This is a genomic window from Novosphingobium sp. MMS21-SN21R, from assembly GCF_031846015.1.
Taxonomy (GTDB): domain Bacteria; phylum Pseudomonadota; class Alphaproteobacteria; order Sphingomonadales; family Sphingomonadaceae; genus Novosphingobium.
On sequence record NZ_JAVRDU010000001.1, the window covers coordinates 177,492 to 195,281 of the forward strand.

Annotated in this window: 17 protein-coding genes; 9 read left to right on the forward strand and 8 right to left on the reverse strand. The window is 64.2% G+C overall.

What is annotated here, in order from left to right:
- The first annotated feature begins 18 nt into the window (after positions 1 to 18).
- The 4 genes from RM192_RS00905 (at position 19) to ftsH (ending at position 5,120) form a co-directional block, all read left to right on the forward strand.
- Positions 19 to 1,020: a RodZ domain-containing protein gene (locus tag RM192_RS00905; RefSeq protein ID WP_311505632.1), complete on the forward strand. Its 1,002-nt coding sequence runs from the start codon at positions 19 to 21 to the stop codon at positions 1,018 to 1,020.
- 95 nt (positions 1,021 to 1,115) lie between these two features.
- Entirely contained in the window at positions 1,116 to 2,102 is a 987-nt protein-coding gene (locus RM192_RS00910) for a tetratricopeptide repeat protein (protein WP_311505633.1), read from the forward strand.
- Between the two features lie 85 nt (positions 2,103 to 2,187).
- Complete coding sequence (tilS, locus tag RM192_RS00915; protein ID WP_311505634.1) at positions 2,188 to 3,072, forward strand: tRNA lysidine(34) synthetase TilS; 885 nt, start codon at positions 2,188 to 2,190, stop codon at positions 3,070 to 3,072.
- A 113-nt stretch (positions 3,073 to 3,185) separates the two neighbouring features.
- Entirely contained in the window at positions 3,186 to 5,120 is a 1,935-nt protein-coding gene (gene ftsH / locus RM192_RS00920; protein WP_311505635.1) for an ATP-dependent zinc metalloprotease FtsH, read from the forward strand.
- A gap of 52 nt (positions 5,121 to 5,172) precedes the next feature.
- Here ftsH and RM192_RS00925 read toward each other — a convergent pair whose 3' ends face one another.
- Complete coding sequence (locus RM192_RS00925; RefSeq protein WP_311505636.1) at positions 5,173 to 6,216, reverse strand: DUF3667 domain-containing protein; 1,044 nt, start codon at positions 6,214 to 6,216, stop codon at positions 5,173 to 5,175.
- 170 nt (positions 6,217 to 6,386) lie between these two features.
- On the opposite strand from RM192_RS00925, the gene RM192_RS00930 reads away from it, so the two are divergent.
- Genes RM192_RS00930 through RM192_RS00945 form a run of 4 tightly spaced genes read left to right on the forward strand, consistent with a single transcriptional unit; the run spans position 6,387 to position 9,789 of the window.
- Positions 6,387 to 7,925 (forward strand): M23 family metallopeptidase, encoded by a 1,539-nt coding sequence (locus tag RM192_RS00930; protein ID WP_311505637.1) that lies wholly within the window; start codon positions 6,387 to 6,389, stop codon positions 7,923 to 7,925.
- 36 nt (positions 7,926 to 7,961) lie between these two features.
- A complete protein-coding gene (hemB, locus tag RM192_RS00935) occupies positions 7,962 to 8,954 on the forward strand; it encodes a porphobilinogen synthase (RefSeq protein WP_311505638.1) in 993 nt (330 codons plus the stop codon).
- A 3-nt stretch (positions 8,955 to 8,957) separates the two neighbouring features.
- Positions 8,958 to 9,521 (forward strand): gamma carbonic anhydrase family protein, encoded by a 564-nt coding sequence (locus RM192_RS00940; protein ID WP_311505639.1) that lies wholly within the window; start codon positions 8,958 to 8,960, stop codon positions 9,519 to 9,521.
- A complete protein-coding gene (locus RM192_RS00945; RefSeq protein ID WP_311505640.1) occupies positions 9,502 to 9,789 on the forward strand; it encodes a DUF167 domain-containing protein in 288 nt (95 codons plus the stop codon). The genes RM192_RS00940 and RM192_RS00945 overlap by 20 nt, the downstream gene beginning before the upstream one ends.
- Here RM192_RS00945 and RM192_RS00950 read toward each other — a convergent pair.
- The 7 genes from RM192_RS00950 to RM192_RS00980 all read right to left on the reverse strand — a co-directional run bounded on the left by RM192_RS00950 (position 9,767) and on the right by RM192_RS00980 (position 16,685).
- Complete coding sequence (locus RM192_RS00950) at positions 9,767 to 10,405, reverse strand: YoaK family protein (RefSeq protein WP_311505641.1); 639 nt, start codon at positions 10,403 to 10,405, stop codon at positions 9,767 to 9,769. The two genes, RM192_RS00945 and RM192_RS00950, sit on opposite strands and share 23 nt — an antisense overlap.
- A 36-nt stretch (positions 10,406 to 10,441) precedes the next feature.
- Positions 10,442 to 10,846 carry a group II truncated hemoglobin gene (locus RM192_RS00955; protein WP_311505642.1) on the reverse strand — a complete coding sequence of 135 codons (405 nt, stop codon included), beginning with the start codon at positions 10,844 to 10,846 and terminating at the stop codon, positions 10,442 to 10,444.
- Positions 10,847 to 10,921: 75 nt separating this feature from the next.
- Positions 10,922 to 11,110, reverse strand: a complete 189-nt coding sequence (locus RM192_RS00960; RefSeq protein ID WP_311505643.1) for a hypothetical protein — start codon at positions 11,108 to 11,110, stop codon at positions 10,922 to 10,924.
- Positions 11,111 to 11,166: 56 nt separating this feature from the next.
- Entirely contained in the window at positions 11,167 to 12,762 is a 1,596-nt protein-coding gene (locus tag RM192_RS00965; RefSeq protein ID WP_311505645.1) for a cisplatin damage response ATP-dependent DNA ligase, read from the reverse strand.
- Positions 12,762 to 13,769: a ligase-associated DNA damage response exonuclease gene (locus RM192_RS00970; RefSeq protein WP_311505646.1), complete on the reverse strand. Its 1,008-nt coding sequence runs from the start codon at positions 13,767 to 13,769 to the stop codon at positions 12,762 to 12,764. Before RM192_RS00970 ends, RM192_RS00965 begins: the two co-directional genes overlap by 1 nt.
- A 156-nt stretch (positions 13,770 to 13,925) precedes the next feature.
- Entirely contained in the window at positions 13,926 to 16,301 is a 2,376-nt protein-coding gene (clpA, locus tag RM192_RS00975) for an ATP-dependent Clp protease ATP-binding subunit ClpA (RefSeq protein WP_311505647.1), read from the reverse strand.
- Positions 16,302 to 16,466: 165 nt separating this feature from the next.
- Positions 16,467 to 16,685 (reverse strand): DUF1192 domain-containing protein, encoded by a 219-nt coding sequence (locus RM192_RS00980; RefSeq protein WP_311505649.1) that lies wholly within the window; start codon positions 16,683 to 16,685, stop codon positions 16,467 to 16,469.
- Between the two features lie 94 nt (positions 16,686 to 16,779).
- Here RM192_RS00980 and RM192_RS00985 point away from each other — a divergent pair, with 94 nt between their 5' ends.
- Entirely contained in the window at positions 16,780 to 17,778 is a 999-nt protein-coding gene (locus RM192_RS00985) for an NAD(P)H-quinone oxidoreductase (RefSeq protein WP_311505650.1), read from the forward strand.
- The last annotated feature ends 12 nt before the right edge of the window (positions 17,779 to 17,790 follow it).

Below are 17,790 nucleotides of genomic sequence, written 5' to 3' on the forward strand. Positions count from 1 at the left end.
AAATACGGGAGTTACCCCTTGGCGGAAGCCGGCGGTCTGCAAGACATCACCAATATCGACACCACACCGATCCCTGCGGGCGAGCCTCGTCAGGCAAGCGTGGGTGAAACCTTGCGCGCTGCGCGCGAGGCGGCAGGGCTCGATCTCAAACAACTGGCGCTACGCACGCGGGTGACCTTGCGCCATCTCGAAGCGCTGGAAGCGGGCGACTATGCCGCGTTGCCCGGGCGGCCCTATGCCATCGGCTTTTCGCGCAGCTATGCCCGTGCGGTCGGTCTGGATGATATCGTCATTGCCGATGCCGTTCGCGCCGAACTCAACCGGCAGGCGCCCACCGCTCCGCCGCGCGTGATCAATCAGTTCGAGGTGGGCGATCCGGCCAAGACGCCGACACGGCTGCTGGTCTGGCTCGCGCTGGGCCTTGCCGTGGCGATTGCGCTGGCCGGGTTGGTGTTCTGGCGCAGCTACTATCTTCCCTCTGCAGAACTGCCCGCGCTCGTCGGGCCTGAAGAAGTCGCGCCTGCGGCGTCGCAAGTGGCGGTCGTGCCGCTGCCTGTCGCTGCACAGGGCGGTCCGGTGACGTTCACGGCGACCGAGGACCGCATCTGGGTCAAGTTCTATGACGGGCAGGGCCAGCAGATCCTTCAGAAGGAACTGGCCAAGGGTGAGGCGTTCACCGTGCCATCTGGCGCGCAGGACCCCAAGCTCTGGACTGGTCGCCCTGATGCCCTGACGGTGACCATTGGCGGACAGCCGGTGCCGCGCATTGCCGAGAAGGAAGGCATCGTGAAGGACGTGCCGGTCAGCGCCGCTGCACTGCTGGCACGGACGGCTGCGCCAACGGCTCCGGCCACTGCAGCTCCAACCGCCCAACTCGCTGTTCCTCAGGCCGCGACACGCCCCCGCCCGCGTCCGGCCGTGACGCGCCGGGCTGTAGCCGAGCCCACGGCAACGCCTGCTTCCGATGTGCAGCCCGCGCCGCCTGCCGAAAGCGTACCTGCATCCACCGGATTGAACTGACGCCATCTCGACTTGTCGCACCGCTTGCGGCAATCTACGCAGCGGAATGGGGTTAACGGTGCAGCCGCAATGGCTTGCACCGCTGCTGCACGGGAATGACCATGATGATCTCACTGCGCGGCTCGCTGCCGCTTGTTGCCCTCGCCATGGCGTTGACCGGGCCGGTCGCTGCGCCGGTCATGGCGCAAACTGCCGCCAAGACGACCACGCAAGTCGATCCAGAAATGCGCTTGCGCCGGATCGAGGCTGAAATCCGCGCGATGCAGCGCAAGGTCTTCCCTGACGGTGCAGGCAAGACCTTCGTGCCCGAAATTGCCGCTGGCCAGACAACCACCGTGCCCGCCGGAACGCCCGCCGCTTCCGCCGTGACCGACCTGCTCGCGCGCACCGACGCGCTCGAAGCGCAATTGACCAGGCTGACCGCGCAGATCGAGGAAAGCCAGAACCGCTCGGCCAAGCTGGAAGAGCGCCTCGCAAAGCTTGAACTGGCCGCCGCGCCGCCGCCTGCCGATCCGGTAGAGCCGGTCGTCACGGCGCCCGTTGCCGTGACGCCAGCGCCCAAACCTGTTGCAACAACGCCTGCGCCGAAGCCTGTTGTCGTAACCCCGGCCAAGCCCGCTGCCGCCAAGCCCGCGACGCCTGCCGCATCGCGCGTTGCCGCCGTCCAGGCCATCGAAAAGCCCGCCACTGCGGATGCTGGATCAGACGAATACATGTACGGCTTCCGCCTGTGGGAAGCGAAGTTCTATCCCGAAGCGCAGCAGCAATTGCAAATTTTCGTGGACCGCCATCCCAAGCACAAGCAGATCAGCCATGGCCGCAATCTGCTGGGCCGGGCCTGGCTTGATGATGGCAAGCCGGGCACCGCAGCGCAGTTCTTCCTGCAGAACTACCTTGCCGACAAGAAGGGTGCCCGCGCACCCGACAGCCTGCTCTATCTCGGCGTGGCCATGGTCAAGCTCAAGGATACCGAGAAGGCTTGCGGTGCCTTTGCGGAACTCGCCGCAACCTATCCCGATGAAGTCGCGGGCCGGATCAAGAACCAGTATGACTCTGCGCGCGCTTCGGTGAAGTGCAAATGATTGCGGGCGACATATGGGGGTCGTCAGCGATAGACTGACCGCCCGTTTTGCAAGCGATTGGCTGCGTTTAGCGCCTGCATGCCCGGTGGGACTGGCGGTTTCGGGCGGGCCGGACAGCCTCGCTCTCCTGCTGCTGATGCACGAAGTTGCGCCGCGCAACTTTGCCGTTGCAACGGTAGATCACGGGTTGCGCGCAGAGAGTGCAGACGAGGCCGCCATGGTCGCGCGCCTTTGTGACGAGCGCGGCATTCACCATCAGACGCTGACCCTTTCGCTCCCCAAGGGTAGCGCGGTGCAGGAACGGGCGCGACTGGCGCGCTATGCCGGGATGGGCGACTGGGCGCAGGCCAATGCGCTGCCTGCCATCGTCACTGCGCATCATGCAGACGATCAGGCCGAAACCATGGCAATGCGGCTTAACCGGGCCGCAGGCCTGCGCGGTCTGGCAGGGATGAGGCCTGTCGCCCCTGTGCCGGGGTGCCCTGACCTCGTGTTGCTGCGACCGTTGCTGTCATGGCGGTGCAGTGACCTTGCCGAGGTTGTGCAGCAGGCAGGGATCGCGCCCGCGGTCGATCCCTCGAACCGCGACCACACGTATGAACGCGTGCGTCTGCGCGACGCCATGACGTCAACTGCGGCCTTCAATCCCAGCGCCTTCGCGGCAAGCGCTGCCCACTTGGCCGAAGCAGACGCGGCGCTTGACTGGATGGTGGAGCAATTGTGGCAAGAGGTCATCGTCACCCCCGATGGTTTCACGTGGAACGCGCCGACCGGCCTTCCCCGAGCACTGAGTTTGCGCATGCTGGAGCGGTTGCTGGCAGAGTTCGGCAGCGCTGCACCGCGCGGTCCCGACCTGGCGCGCTGGCTTGAAACACTGCTTGGCGGCGGTGTGGCAACGCTGGGCGGAATAAAGGCCGATGCGCGCTCTGGGCCATGGCATTTCAGCCGCGCGCCTGCCCGCAAAACCTGACGACAGGACAGGTGGCCGAAAAACGGATGCGCCGTTATATTGCGATTCACTTGGCCCGCCCTACATTGGCTTCAGGCAGCACCGCGTAAGCCGCGAATCCGGAAAGACTTTCGATGAACGACGACCAGCCCCAGGGTAACCCGTGGATCAAGAGCCTCCTTGTCTGGGGCGGCATTTTCCTCGCGCTCCTGCTGGTCGTCTCGATGTTCAGCCCGCGTGGCGACCAGACGGCCACGACGATCCCTTATTCGGCATTCAAGGCCCAGGTGAGCGAAGGCTTGGTCAAGTCGGTCGAAATCTCGCCCGAAAGGATCAGCGGCACGCTCAAGAACGGTGGCCAGTTCGCTACCGTGCCCGTCCCCAATGATGACGAGCTGACCAAGTCTCTTGAAACGAACGGCGTGCAATATGCTGGCAAGGCGGCTGAACAGCCCAACATGCTGATGTATATCCTCGTCAATTCGCTGCCGTTCCTGCTGATCCTTGGCGTCGCATTCTTCGCGCTGCGACAGGTGCAGAAGGGCGGCGGATCGGGCGCGATGGGGTTCGGCAAGTCCAAGGCCAAGCTGCTGACCGAACGTTCGGGCCGGGTCACCTTTGCCGACGTTGCCGGCATCGACGAAGCGCGCGAGGAACTGGAAGAAATCGTCGAGTTCCTGCGCGATCCTTCGCGCTTTTCCAAGCTGGGCGGCCAGATTCCCAAGGGCGCGCTGCTGGTCGGCAGCCCCGGCACCGGCAAGACGCTGCTCGCCCGCGCCATTGCGGGTGAGGCGGGCGTGCCGTTCTTCACCATTTCGGGTTCCGACTTTGTCGAGATGTTCGTCGGTGTCGGTGCCAGCCGCGTGCGCGACATGTTCGAACAGGCCAAGAAGAACGCGCCGTGCATCGTGTTCATAGACGAAATTGACGCGGTCGGCCGCCACCGCGGCCACGGCCTCGGCAATTCGAATGACGAACGCGAACAGACGCTCAACCAGTTGCTGGTCGAGATGGACGGGTTCGAGGCCAACGAAGGCATCATCATCATCGCGGCGACCAACCGCCCCGATGTGCTCGATCCCGCGCTGCTGCGCCCGGGCCGGTTTGATCGTCAGGTTGTGGTGCCGATTCCCGATATCGAGGGCCGCGAAAAGATTCTTTCGGTCCACATGAAGAAGGTGCCATTGGCGCCTGACGTGAACCCGCGCACGATTGCGCGCGGCACTCCCGGCTTCTCGGGCGCGGACCTTGCCAACCTCGTCAACGAAGCCGCCTTGCTGGCCGCGCGCCGCAACAAGCGCCTTGTCGCCATGCAGGAATTCGAAGACGCAAAGGACAAGGTCATGATGGGCGCCGAGCGCCGCTCGATGGTGATGACCGACGACGAAAAGAAGATGACCGCCTATCATGAGGCCGGTCACGCCATCGTCTCGGTCAATGAACCCGCGTCAGACCCGATCCACAAGGCCACGATCATCCCTCGCGGCCGCGCGCTGGGCATGGTCATGCGCCTGCCTGAACGCGACAGCTATTCCTACCACCGCGACAAGATGCACGCGAACCTCTCGGTTTCGATGGGCGGTCGCGTGGCCGAAGAGCTGATCTTCGGGCATGACAAGGTTTCGTCGGGCGCGTCGTCGGATATCCAGTACGCCACCTCGCTGGCGCGCAACATGGTCACCAAGTGGGGCATGTCCGACAAGCTGGGGCCACTGCAGTACGAAGAATCGCAGGAAGGCTATCTCGGTTACGGCGGTTCGCAGCGCACCATGAACTCGGCCGAAACGAACAAGCTCATCGACAGCGAAATCCGCAGTCTGGTCGAAGGCGCGCACACCCGCGCAACGCAGATTCTCAAGGATAGCGAAGATAAACTGCACCTGCTGGCGCAGGCCCTGCTGGAATACGAGACGCTGACCGGCGATGAGATCAAGGCGCTGATCGAAAACGGTAAGATCGACCGCCCGCAGAGCCCGAGCGGCCCGGCGCGCCCTGTGTCGGCTCAGGGCTCAGCCGTGCCGCGTGCGGGCAAGAAGTTCGGCGGGTCGACCAGTCCGCAGCCTGCCTGATTTCAGCTGACGATGAATGCGCAAGGGGCGGGGGGAAACCTCCGCCCTTTTGTTATGCCCCCGCCTCGACCAGGATCAGCAGCGCGAACAGCATCAGCGCGGTGAACGAGAACATGCTGAGCAGCCACGTCCGCCACCACGCGCCGAACTTGGTCAGGCCGTAGGTTCCGCGCAACTGCAGGAACATGTGCAATGGCGGCAGGAAGACGCCCGCAATGGCCACGTTCTGCAGATTGAATTGCCCGGCAACGGTCAGCACGATGGCCAGAAGCGTCATGAAGCACAGCGAATAAGTCACGAACACGGTGTGGTCGTAGAGCCCAAAGCGGCGGCTGAACGGGAACAGCAGCCACAGGAACGGCACCGAAATCGGGATCAGCGCCCAGCTGAGTTTGTAGCTGTAGGTCTGCACCTTGTAGAGCGCGAGGCCCGGATTGGCCTTGGCCTTGTTCACCGCATCGTTGATCCAGCCGATGTCGCTCGAGGTTTTGAAGCCCGAGGTGTCAATGTTCGAAACTTTCAGCCCGCTCGCCTTCACCTTTTCCATGGCTTCGATGTCGCGCCGCGATTCGCTTATCGCCTCATCGATGTTCCGAAGTTGCGCGGCATCGCTCTTCACCTCGTTGCGGTGCGCTTCCAGCTCCGCGAGGTCTGCCCGCTCCTTGGTCAGGGCTTCATCCACCGTAACGTTGACGTTTGCGCCAAGACCATCGCTGAACGTGTTGATGGTGGTGAACAGCAGGAACACGCAGAACAGGAACAGCGCGATCGGCGAAACATAGCTGGCCCGGCGTCCGTCGATGTATTCGCGGGTCAGTCTGCCCGGACGGGTGATCAGCATCGGCAACGTCCGCCAGATCTTGCCCTCGAAATGGAACACCCCGTGGAGCAGATCGTGGAAGAACGCGCCCAGCGTCTTGTGGACGTGCGCCGCCTGCCCACAGACATGGCAATGGCTGCCCACCAGCGCCGTGCCGCAATTGAGACAAGTGCTTTCATGGGTGTGGCCGCTCGAACTTTCCCCGGCGAACGGCTCGACTGCCCGCGCCGCGGCCAGAGCCTCTGCCATGTCGCCCAGAACTTGCGTGTCGCTCAAAGCCTTGTCCCCCACTCGATAGCCCGAGCATAGCCAGTGGCGGGGAGCTGCGCCACACCCTTGAGAACAGGCGCTTTCACCGAACATTAACCTTGAAGGTGCAGTCCGGGCCATAACAGGGTACAGGACGGGACGTGTACACAGCGGCTGCCCCTCGGGGCGATCAGATCATGGCCTTTGCCGGTTCGGGCGCGGGCAGAAGCGCAAGCTTCGGCCTTCGCGCCGCCGTGACGCATGCGTCAGAGCCGCCGCGCGACATCGCGGTGCTTGCTGCAGGCATTGCCCACCACGTCGCACCACACTGGCGCAAGGCCTGCGCCCCGGTCGAACGCTGGTTCGCCGCGCGCACCATCACGCCCGACCTTGCCGAGGACATCGGCAGCGCGCGCTGGTTTCGCGGGTTTGCCACGATGCTCGCCCTCGGCGCTGCGGCGGTCCTGATGTGGCCGAGCTTCGCCCCGCTACAGGCAGCGCCGCTAACCGCGCTCGACGATTCCGCGCAGGATGAACTGCGCGTGCAGGGCCTGCGTCCTCTGGCATTCGGCGCCGACAATGGCCGCCACATGATCGCAACCTCGGCTGTCATTCCGCTTGCCGCCGCGCCCGAACGTCCGAGCATCGAGCTTACCGCCACGCTGGGCGGCGGCGACAGCTTCCCGCGCATGTTGCAGCGTGCAGGCCTTGCCAGCACCGACATCGTGCGCGTGCTCGATCTGGTTGCGGCGCAGGTGAAGCCCGGCTCCATCGCCGCCGGTACCCGCTTCGCGATCCGCCTCGGTGCGCGGTCGTCCCCGGCCCAGCCGCGCCCGCTCGAACAGCTCGCGTTCCGCCCGCGCTTCGATCTCGCGCTCGACATCCGGCGCAGCGGCGGGGGCCTTGCGCTCGCGTCGAATGCGATCACCGTCGATTCCACGCCAATGCGCATTCGCGGCATCGTCGGCGGCAGCCTCTATCGCTCGGCCCGCGCCGCTGGCGCACCTCCCAGCGCGGTGCAGGACTATCTGCGCACGATCGATCAGCACATGGCGTTCGAGGAAATTGCACCTGGCGATGAATTCGACCTCGTCTACGCCAACCGCCGCGCCAGCAGCGGCGAACAGCAACCGGGCGATCTGATCTATGCGGGCGTCGTCCGCGCCGGAAAGCCGGTCATGCAGTTGCTGCGCTGGGGCAATGACGGCGCGTTCCTCTCGCCGCAGGGCATGTCCGAAGGCGCGCAGGAAACAACGGGGGCTTTCGGGTCGCCGGTGAACGGGCACATAACTTCGGGCTACGGCGCGCGCCGTCATCCTATTCTGGGATACATGCGCATGCATGCCGGAATCGATTTCGGCGCATCATGGGGCTCGCCGATCTACGCCACTGCCGATGGCCGCGTTTCCTTTGCGGGCTGGCATGGCGGCCACGGCAATTTCGTCCGGCTTGATAACGGCGGCGGCATCGGCACCGGCTTTGGTCATATGAGCCGCATCGCGGTCTCACCGGGCATGGCCGTGCGGCGCGGGCAGGTGATCGGCTATGTCGGTTCGACCGGTCTTTCGACCGGCCCGCACCTGCACTACGAGATGTACCGGGGTGGCCAAACGGTTAACCCGCTCTCGGTTGGTGCGATCACGCGCCGCGCGTCGGTCGACCCTTCGCAGCTTGCCGGGTTCAAGGCCAAGCTTGCCCAAATCACCGCGATCCGGGCCAATACCGCCATCCGGTGATTGCCCGCGCGGTTTGCAGTCGCTAGGCAATTGGCCATGTCCAGCTTTCCCCAGACCCGCCTGCGCCGCACCCGCTCAACTGCGTGGAGCCGCGCAATGCACCGCGAAGTGCTGGTCACTCCGGCAGATCTGATCTGGCCGCTGTTCGTCACCGAGGGGCAAGGCGTCGAAGATCCCATTGCCTCGCTTCCGGGCGTTTCGCGCTGGTCGGTCGATGGCATTGTGGCGCGCGCGAAAGAAGCGGTGGCATTGGGCATCCCCTGCCTCGCGCTGTTTCCCAACACCCAGGCCGACCGCCGCAGCGATGACGGGCGCGAGGCGCTCAATCCCGACAACCTGATGTGCCGCGCGATCCGCGCGATCAAGCAGGCTTGCGGTGACGATATCGGCGTGCTGACCGACGTCGCGCTCGATCCCTATACCAGCCACGGGCAGGACGGGCTGATCGACGAGCGCGGCTACGTGCTCAACGACACTACGGTCGAAGCGCTGGTCGGGCAAAGCCTCAATCAGGCGGCTGCGGGTGCGGACATCATCGCCCCGTCAGACATGATGGATGGCCGCATCGGCGCGATCCGCGACGCATTGGAAGGCGAGGGCCATATCAATGTCCAGATCATGTCCTATGCCGCCAAATATGCCTCGGCGTTCTATGGCCCGTTCCGCGATGCGGTTGGCTCGCGCGGGCTGCTGAAGGGTGACAAGAAGACCTACCAGATGGACCCCGGCAATGCCGAGGAAGCACTTCGCGAGGTCGAGATGGATCTTGCCGAAGGCGCGGACAGCGTGATGGTCAAGCCGGGCCTGCCCTATCTCGATATCGCATGCCGCGTGAAAGAGACATTCGGCGTGCCTGTCTTTGCTTATCAAGTGAGCGGAGAATACGCGATGATCGAGGCCGCGGTTGCTGCTGGCGCTGCGGACCGTGACGCCATGGTGCTAGAAACGCTGGTGGCGTTCAAGCGCGCGGGCTGCTCGGGCGTGCTGACCTACCACGCCGCGCACGCCGCGCGTCTGATGGGAGCGTAACCCATGTATCCTGAAGTTTCGATCATAACGCTCAACGGCAAGACCCCGCGCATCCACGATTCCGCGTTCATCGCGCCGGGGTGCCGGATCATCGGTGACGTGGAAATCGGGCCGGACGTATCGATCTGGTATAATTGCGTGATCCGCGGCGACGTGAACCACATTCACATCGGTGCGCGCAGCAATGTTCAGGACGGCACCGTCATCCACTGCGACAGCGCCGACGTCAGGCACCCGGCGGGTTTCCCCACGATCCTCGGCGAGGACGTGCTGGTCGGGCACATGGCGATGATCCACGGTTGCACAATCGACGATCGCGGATTCGTCGGCCTCGGCGCCATCGTGATGAGCGGTTGCGTGATCGAGAGCGACGGGATGCTGGCTGCCGGTGCGCTGCTAACGTCAGGCAAGCGCATCGGTTCGCGTCAGCTCTGGGGCGGGCGTCCTGCTGCCTACATGCGTGACCTTACCGACGCCGCGCTGGCGGGCATGCAGGAAGGCGTGCAGCACTACGTCGTGAACGGACAGGCGCACAAGGCAGCAGTGCTTGGCCAGGCCGAAGGCTGATCTTCCCTCTGCGCAGGCCTTGCGCGACTTGGCCGATGGCGAGGGAAGGCTGTCGGTGCGGGTCACTCCCGGTGCGCGCAGCGAAGGCATCGCGATCGTCGAAGGCCGCGTGATGGTGAAAGTGCGGACGAAGCCCGAAGACGGCAAGGCGAGCGCCGCCGTCCTTGTGCTGCTGGCGCAGGCGCTCGATGTTGCACCGTCGCAAGTGGAAATGTTGCGCGGCGCAACTTCGCGCGAGAAGCTGTTCAGGATTCCGCTGGAAGCCTGATGGCGATCAGGGTCATCACGCCGCAGTAGGCAGCGGCCAGCCACAGGCAGCCCATCGGCATCCGGTCCTGCAGGAACGCACCCAGCACCGCGCCCGAGAGCAATCCGCCCCACAGGCTCGCCCACGATGTCCAGCCGGTGTTCGGCTCGCCAGCCAGCGCATTGGCGAGGCCTTGGCCCAGTTTTACCAGCGCCCCCGTCATGTAGGTCAGTCCGACGGTGACCGCGCCATCGCGCTGGAACGTGTTGTTGAGTGCGCCCATCGCCATGACCATGCCGCCGAGCATGATTGCGGGCAAGCCAAGCAGGCGTCCGGTTGCGGAAAGCAGCAGTAACAGCGTCACCAGCGCGAGAACTGCGACCTTGCGCCAGTTTCCGGCGCGCCGGGCCACCACCGCACCGGCTGTCACGCCCGTCAGAAAACCGCCAATCAGCACCGCAGGAATTGACGCCTGTGCAGGATCGGTGCCGAGCGAGACGCCGAGCCGGGTCGAATTGCCCGACATGAACGAAACGAAGTACCCGTCAGCCGAAAGAAAACCGACCGCGTCGATGAACCCGGCCATGGCGGCAAGCGCAACAGCGAAACGGCGGCGCGGGCGGTCGTAGTGGATCATCCGTGCCATCCTAGCGGAGTGGGCCGGACTTGGGAATCAATCCCGCGCCATGCCAGTGGCCATCTGGGCCAGAACGTCGGACAAGGCGCCCGCAATCTCGCCGTCTGTGGGCGCAACATCGGCAATCGCGCGCCGCATCGCATCGGCCCATTGTCCCGCCGTCTCGCGCGTAATCGCAAAGGGCTTGTGCATCGACATCATGCACTTGCCGGGATTGGCGTCGAACCACTGGCGCGGCCCTCCCGCCCATCCGGCGAGGAAATTGGGCAGCGATTCGCGCATCGGGGCCAGGTCAGGCGCGTGCATGGCGCGTAATGCACCATAGGCCGGGTCCTGATCCATCAGGTCATAGAAGCGCTCGGTGATCTGGCGCAGTACGGCGATCCCGCCGATGCGTTCATAAGGGCTGGTGGCAGGCGCTTGCGCGGCTTCAGTGGCCAAGACAATTTCTCCGCAGGGCAAATATCGCGAGCCTTCTCGCTACCTTGTCCTTTGCAAAGCCTGCATTGATCTGCGTCAACTGCGGAACGGCAATGCCTTTGCCGCAAGTCCTGCAGCGACGCTTGCCAGAACCGCGCCTATCGCGACATTGGTGGCAACTGCATCCCATTGCCGATGCCGCGTCCACTCGCTCCCCGTGCGGATCGATGTCCAGGCCAGTTTGCCCAGCAGCGCTGCAGGCACGGCGAAGATCATGTTGCCCATCTGGTCCTTTTCTCCCGGCAGTTTACCGCACAACCGGCATGCCGCGTGGCGGTTCCTCAATCGGCTATGAGCGCTTTCAATGTCTCAAGCCGGTCCGCTTCGTGAGCAGGTTTGTCTGCGCGAATCCGGCTGATGCGGGGAAAGCGCATCGCCACGCCCGACTTGTGCCGCTTGCTGGCGTGGACCGAATCGAACGCCACTTCGAGCACCAGCGATTTGTCCGTCTCGCGCACCGGCCCGAACTTTGCGACGGTGTTCTGGCGCACGTGGCGGTCCAGCCCCTTCAGTTCTTCGTCGGTGAAGCCGAAATAGGCCTTGCCCACCGGCAGCAGTTCCGCACCCTGATCGGGGTCACCGTTCCAGCAGCCGAAGGTGAAATCGGAATAGAACGAGGAGCGTTTGCCGCTTCCGCGCTGGGCATACATCAGCACGCAGTCGATCAGCAGCGGATCGCGCTTCCACTTGTACCATAGCCCGGTGCGCCGCCCTGCCACATATGGGCTGTCGCGCCGCTTGAGCATGACGCCTTCAATGGCGTCATCGCGTGCGCGTGCGCGGATTTCCGCGAGGTCGTCGAAGGTCGCCGCTTCGATTACCTGCGATATGTCGAACGTCCCGGCGTCCAGCCTCGGCACCAGCGCTTCCAGCCGGGCGCGGCGCTGCTCCCACGCCCATTCGCGCAAGTCCTCGCCGTCCTCGATCAGGACATCATAGAGCCGAACGAACGCGGGGTAATCGCGCAGCATGGCTTTCGACACGGTCTTGCGCCCGAGCCGTTGTTGCAAGGCATTGAAGCTGGCCGCGCCGCCCGCTTGCCCGCCCTGATGCGCGCCGCGCACGAGCAGTTCGCCGTCGAGCACCGCAGGCGTGGTCAGCGCGGCCGCCACTTCAGGAAACGTCGCCGAGATATCGTCGCCACTGCGTGAGTAGACCCGCGTTTCGCCTGCAACGTGGACGATCTGGACGCGGATGCCGTCCCACTTCCACTCGGCAGCATAGTCGGACAGGTCGAGGCTCTCGGCTTCCAGGGGATGGGCCAGCATGAACGGGCGAAACAGCGGCAGCAGATCGGTGCGGGGCGGCGGTGCATTGTCAGCAGCCCATGCGAACAGCGGCAGGTAAGGCGGTGCCTGCCCGTGCCAATACTCCTCGACGTCCTCGACGCGCACATCGAAGGCTTGCGCAAAAGCCACTTTCGCCAGACGCGCAGAGATGCCGATCCGCATCGCCCCGGTCGCAAGCTTCAGCAAAGCATAGCGACCGTTGACGTCAAGACGGTCTAGCAGCTCGGCCAGCACCACAGGAGAGGTGACGCGGGTGGTAGCGTGAAGCGTCTCGACCACTTCGGCCACGCTAGGCGGTGGGAAAGTCTCACCTATTGGCTCAGGCCAGAGCAAGCTGGCCGTTTCCGCGGTATCGCCGACGTAGTCGCGGCTCAGCGTCCACAGTACCGGATCGACCCGCTCGGCCATCAGCGCACGGATCGTGCTCGCCTTTACCGCCGGGAAATCGAGGCCATCGGTCAGCGCAGCCAGCGCCCAGCCCCGGTCCGGATCGGGCGTCTCGCGCATATAAGTGGCCAGCAGCGCCAGCTTGGCGTTGCGTGAAGGCGTGAGCACGAGCGCATCGAGCAGGGCGGCAAAGCGCTCCATCAATCGTCCTCGTCTTCGTATCCGACGAGCGCGAGTGCGCGCGCCTTGCGCTGCGTCAGTTCGCACCAGCGCAGCAACGCTTCCTCGCGCCCATGCGTGATCCAGGTTTCCGATGGATTGACCTGCGCAATAGTCGCGGTCAGTTCGTCCCAGTCGGCGTGGTCCGAGATGATCAGCGGCAGTTCGACCCCGCGTTGCCGTGCCCGCTGGCGCACACGCATCCAGCCCGATGCCATCGCAGTAATCGGCTCGGGCAGTCGCCTGCTCCAGCGGTCATTGAGCGCGGACGGCGGACAGACCACGATGCCATTCTCGAGCGCTGCCTTGGGCACCCCCGCCACCGGCTTCAGATCACCCAGGTCTATGCCGTGGTCCTCATAGAGCCTGCACATCCGCTCCATCGCGCCGTGCAGCCAGATCGTCTCGCGGTATCCTGCGGCGCGCAATTCGGCGATCACCCGCTGCGCCTTACCCAGAGCATAAGCGCCGACCAGGACACAGCGCCCCGCGTCGTTTTCGCGCGCGCTGAGCAGCTTTGCCATCTCCTCGGCAATTGGCGGGTGTTTGAAAAACGGCAGGCCGAACGTCGCCTCAGTCACGAACACGTCGCAAGGCGTCACCTCGAACGGAGGGCAGGTAGGGTCGGCACGGCGCTTGTAATCGCCGGTGATCACCACCCGCTCGCCAGCATGTTCGAGCAGGATCTGCGCCGATCCCAGCACGTGGCCCGCCGGAATATAGGTTGCCCGCACATCTCCGCGCAAAGTAACCGACTCGCCATAAGCGACGGCTTGCGATCCCGCCTCGACCAGACCGTAACGCAATGCCATGATCGCCAACGTCTCGGGCGTCGCCACCGTGCGCCCATGCCCCCCGCGCGCGTGATCGGCATGGCCGTGGGTCACAAGCGCCAGATCGACGGGGCGGGACGGGTCGATCCACGCATCGGCTGGCGTGATATACAGCCCATGGGGTTCGGGACGCAGCCATGAAAACGGTGGGGCCATACGGCACACAATGGCCGGAGGCGCACTCGCGTTCCAGTGTCCTTTGGGCATGGGGCAAAAGTTGCGCGGCGCGACTTTCCCATCCGCCGCCGCCAAGACAGAAAAAAGGCCCGCCCCGAAAGGCAGGCCTTCTTCAATTCGCCTGAACGCAAAAGCTTATTCGGCCTCGTCCGTGCTTGATTCCGTCGCCGTGCTGCCAGCCTTGCCCTTGCGCGCCTTCTTCTTGACCAGCTTTGGAGCAGCCGGCGTCAGTTCGAATGAAAGCGCGCCGTCCTTGCCTTCGTCCGTCTTGAGGCTGACGTGGACTTCGCCGCCATTGGCAAGCTTGCCGAACAACAGTTCCTCGGCGAGAGGCTTCTTGACCTTTTCCTGGATAAGTCGCGCCATCGGGCGTGCGCCATAGAGTTTGTCGTAGCCCTGACGGGCCAGCCATGCGCGCGCATCGGCATCGAACTGAATGTGCACGTTCTGGTCGGCCAACTGCAGTTCCAGCTGCAGCACGAACTTGTCGACCACGCGGCTGACGACTTCGGTCGGCAGGTAGCTGAACGGCACGATCGCATCGAGACGGTTGCGGAATTCGGGCGTGAACATCTTCTTCACCGCCTCGTCGCCCGCATCGGCCTTCGACACGTCGCCAAAGCCGATGCCCTGCCGCGCCATGTCCGAAGCGCCGGCATTGGTGGTCATGATCAGGACCACGTTGCGGAAGTCGACGGTCTTGCCGTGGTGGTCGGTCAAACGACCATTGTCCATCACCTGCAGCAGGATGTTGAACAGGTCGGGGTGGGCCTTCTCGATTTCGTCGAGCAGCAGCACGCAATGGGGCTGTTGGTCGATGGCATCGGTGAGCAACCCGCCCTGATCGAACCCGACGTAACCCGGAGGCGCACCGATCAGGCGCGAGACCGAATGCCGCTCCATATATTCGGACATGTCGAAGCGCTGCAGCGGGATGCCCATGATCTGGGCAAGGCTGCGCGCGACTTCGGTCTTGCCGACGCCGGTCGGGCCCGAGAACAGGAACGAGCCGATGGGCTTGTCCGCATCGCGCAGGCCTGCACGGCTGAGCTTCATGGCCGAGGACAGCACCTCGATGGCCTTGTCCTGACCGAACACCAGACGTTTCAGGTCACGGTCGAGATGTTCGAGCACCTTCTTGTCGTCAGAGCTGACCGATTTGGGCGGGATGCGCGCCATCGTCGCGATGACCTGCTCGATTTCGCGCGCGGTGATGGTCTTCTTGCGCTTCGAAGGCGGCACCAGCATCTGCATCGCGCCCACTTCGTCGATCACGTCGATCGCCTTGTCGGGCAGCTTGCGGTCATTGATGTAGCGGGCCGAAAGTTCGACCGCGGTCTTGATCGCATCAGGCGTGTACTTGACCTTGTGGTGCTCCTCGAACGCGGTGCGAAGCCCGCGCAGGATCTTGATCGTGTCCTCGATGGTTGGCTCGTTCACGTCGATCTTCTGGAACCGGCGCAGCAGGGCGCGATCCTTCTCGAAGTGGTTGCGGAACTCCTTGTAGGTGGTCGACCCGATGCACCGGATAGTTCCGCCCGAAAGTGCGGGCTTGAGCAGGTTCGATGCATCCATCGCTCCGCCGCTTGTGGCACCAGCGCCGATCACGGTGTGGATTTCGTCGATGAACAGCACCGCATGCGGCATCTTTTCGAGTTCCGAAACGACCTGCTTGAGGCGTTCCTCGAAGTCGCCGCGATAGCGCGTACCCGCGAGCAGGCTGCCCATGTCGAGCGAATAGATCACAGCTTCAGACAGCACTTCGGGCACGTCGCCTTCGACGATCTTGCGCGCCAGGCCCTCGGCAATCGCGGTCTTGCCCACGCCCGGATCGCCGACATAGAGCGGGTTGTTCTTCGAACGGCGGCACAGGATCTGGATCGTGCGGTCCACTTCGGGGCCGCGCCCGATCAGCGGATCGATCTTGCCGGTCAGCGCCTTCTCGTTGAGATTGACGCAGAACTGGTCAAGCGCGGTTTCCTTCTTCTGGCCTTTGGCATCGGCCTTTTCTTCCTGCTGCTTGGGCGCCTCTTCCTCGGCACCCTTGGCAGTGCGGCCATCGACCGGGCGTCCGCCCTTGCCGATGCCGTGGCTGATGAAGCTGACGGCGTCGAGGCGGCTCATGTCCTGCTGCTGCAGGAAATAGACCGCATAGGAGTCGCGTTCGGAGAACAGTGCGACCAGCACGTTGGCGCCCGTTACGGTGTCCTTGCCCGAGGACTGCACATGAAGGATCGCACGCTGGATCACCCGCTGGAACCCGGCGGTAGGCTGCGGATCGGCCTTTTCCTGCGTCTTGAGCGACTGGTATTCCTGATCGAGATACTGGCGCACCACGTCACCCAGATCGCCCAGGTCCACGCCACATGCCTGCATCACTTGTGCGGCGTCGGCATCGTCGATCAGCGCCAGCAGCAGATGCTCCAGCGTCGCGTACTCGTGGCTGCGCTCGGACGCGTTGGCGAGCGCGGTATGCAGCGTTTTTTCGAGGCTCTGTGCGAAACTGGGCATGGGTCTACTTTCTGGCTTGCGCCGGTGGGTTCCCGAACCGGGAGTGTGCACGCGCGCGATTAACCAAGGCTAAACCACGACGGAGTGCGATAACAGATGCCCACAGGGCGGGGGCACCAGATGTGATATGGGAAGGCCGCCCGGCAAAAGGAAGGGCGGCGACCATCAACCCGCGTCGCCTGAAGGCGGAGGCGTTCGGAACAGCGCGTCTGCGGCATTTCGGTGGGCACTGGCCTTGTCGCGGTGGGCGGCGGTGCGGACGATCTCAAGCTCGAGCAGGCGGATACGCTCGTTCAGTTCATGCTGTGAATAGGGGTCGAGCGGTTCGGCGGCCAGCTGGCTGGCCAGATCCCCTTTCGGGCGAGGGCGCTCGTCTATGTCCATTGCGGTGCACAATGTGCTCTGGGATGCCTTGCTGTCAACGCCTTGCGTGGGCTAGCAGAGGCAAATTGGTATTCAATGCAACAAGGATTACCGGATGACCGTCGTTCCCGAGACGATGATGGCGATCGGCTGGGACGCACCCGGCGGGCCTGACGTGTTACGATCCGAAACGGTGGCCGTGCCAAGGCCCGGACCGGGACAGGTGCTGGTCAAGGTTGCCTATGCCGGGGTCAACCGGCCCGATGTGATCCAGCGCCAGGGGTTCTATCCTCCGCCCGCCGACGCTTCGCCGCTGCCGGGGCTGGAGATTTCCGGCCATGTTGTGGCCATGGGCGAGGGCGTGCTCGTGCCGTTCGTCGGCCAGCAAGTTTGCGCGCTGGTGGCAGGCGGGGGTTATGCCGAATATTGCATTGCCGAGGCCGCGCAATGCTTCGATGCCGGCGATCTGGCGCTGGATGAAGCCGCCGCCATCCCGGAAACGCTGTTCACCGTGTGGCACAACGTGTTCGAGCGCGGCATGGTCGCGGGCGGTGAAACGATCCTTGTCCACGGCGGCACCAGCGGAATCGGCTCGATGGCTATCCTGCTTGGCAAGCTGTTCGGGGTGCGCGTCATCGTCACGTGCGGTGGCACCGAAAAATGCGCGCAAGCGCTCGCGATCGGCGCGGCGCACGCAATCGACTACAAGACCACCGATTTCGTCGAGGAAGTGAAACGCATCACCGGCGGGAACGGCGTGGAGATGGTGCTCGACATGGTCGCGGGTGATTACGTCGCGCGCAATCTGAAGTGTCTGGCTGATGACGGCCGACATGTGACCATTGCCGTGCAGGGCGGGGTGCGGGCCGAGATCAACATGGCCGAAGTCATGCGCCGCCGCCTGACCCTGACCGGATCGACCCTGCGCCCGCGCTCAAAGGCGTTCAAGGCCGCGCTGGCCGATGAAATCCGCGAAACCGTGTGGCCGATCATCGCTGGCGGAGAGCTGCGCCCGGTCATGGACCAGTCCTTCGCGCTGACCGAAGCCGGAGCTGCGCACGCCCGGATGGAACAGGGCACGCACATCGGCAAGATCGTGTTGAAAGTTGGCTGATACGTAAAAGGC

Bases quoted from the DNA above. Each gene is read 5' to 3' on its own strand.
- ftsH (WP_311505635.1), top strand. From the start codon at position 3,186: ATGAACGACGACCAGCCCCAGGGTAACCCGTGGATCAAGAGCCTCCTT.
- RM192_RS00910 (WP_311505633.1), top strand. From the start codon at position 1,116: ATGACCATGATGATCTCACTGCGCGGCTCGCTGCCGCTTGTTGCCCTC.
- RM192_RS00985 (WP_311505650.1), top strand. From the start codon at position 16,780: ATGACCGTCGTTCCCGAGACGATGATGGCGATCGGCTGGGACGCACCC.
- RM192_RS00930 (WP_311505637.1), top strand. From the start codon at position 6,387: ATGGCCTTTGCCGGTTCGGGCGCGGGCAGAAGCGCAAGCTTCGGCCTT.
- clpA (WP_311505647.1), bottom strand. From the start codon at position 16,301: ATGCCCAGTTTCGCACAGAGCCTCGAAAAAACGCTGCATACCGCGCTC.
- hemB (WP_311505638.1), top strand. From the start codon at position 7,962: ATGTCCAGCTTTCCCCAGACCCGCCTGCGCCGCACCCGCTCAACTGCG.
- RM192_RS00965 (WP_311505645.1), bottom strand. From the start codon at position 12,762: ATGGAGCGCTTTGCCGCCCTGCTCGATGCGCTCGTGCTCACGCCTTCA.
- RM192_RS00970 (WP_311505646.1), bottom strand. From the start codon at position 13,769: ATGGCCCCACCGTTTTCATGGCTGCGTCCCGAACCCCATGGGCTGTAT.
- RM192_RS00960 (WP_311505643.1), bottom strand. From the start codon at position 11,110: ATGGGCAACATGATCTTCGCCGTGCCTGCAGCGCTGCTGGGCAAACTG.
- RM192_RS00940 (WP_311505639.1), top strand. From the start codon at position 8,958: ATGTATCCTGAAGTTTCGATCATAACGCTCAACGGCAAGACCCCGCGC.
- RM192_RS00950 (WP_311505641.1), bottom strand. From the start codon at position 10,405: ATGATCCACTACGACCGCCCGCGCCGCCGTTTCGCTGTTGCGCTTGCC.
- RM192_RS00980 (WP_311505649.1), bottom strand. From the start codon at position 16,685: ATGGACATAGACGAGCGCCCTCGCCCGAAAGGGGATCTGGCCAGCCAG.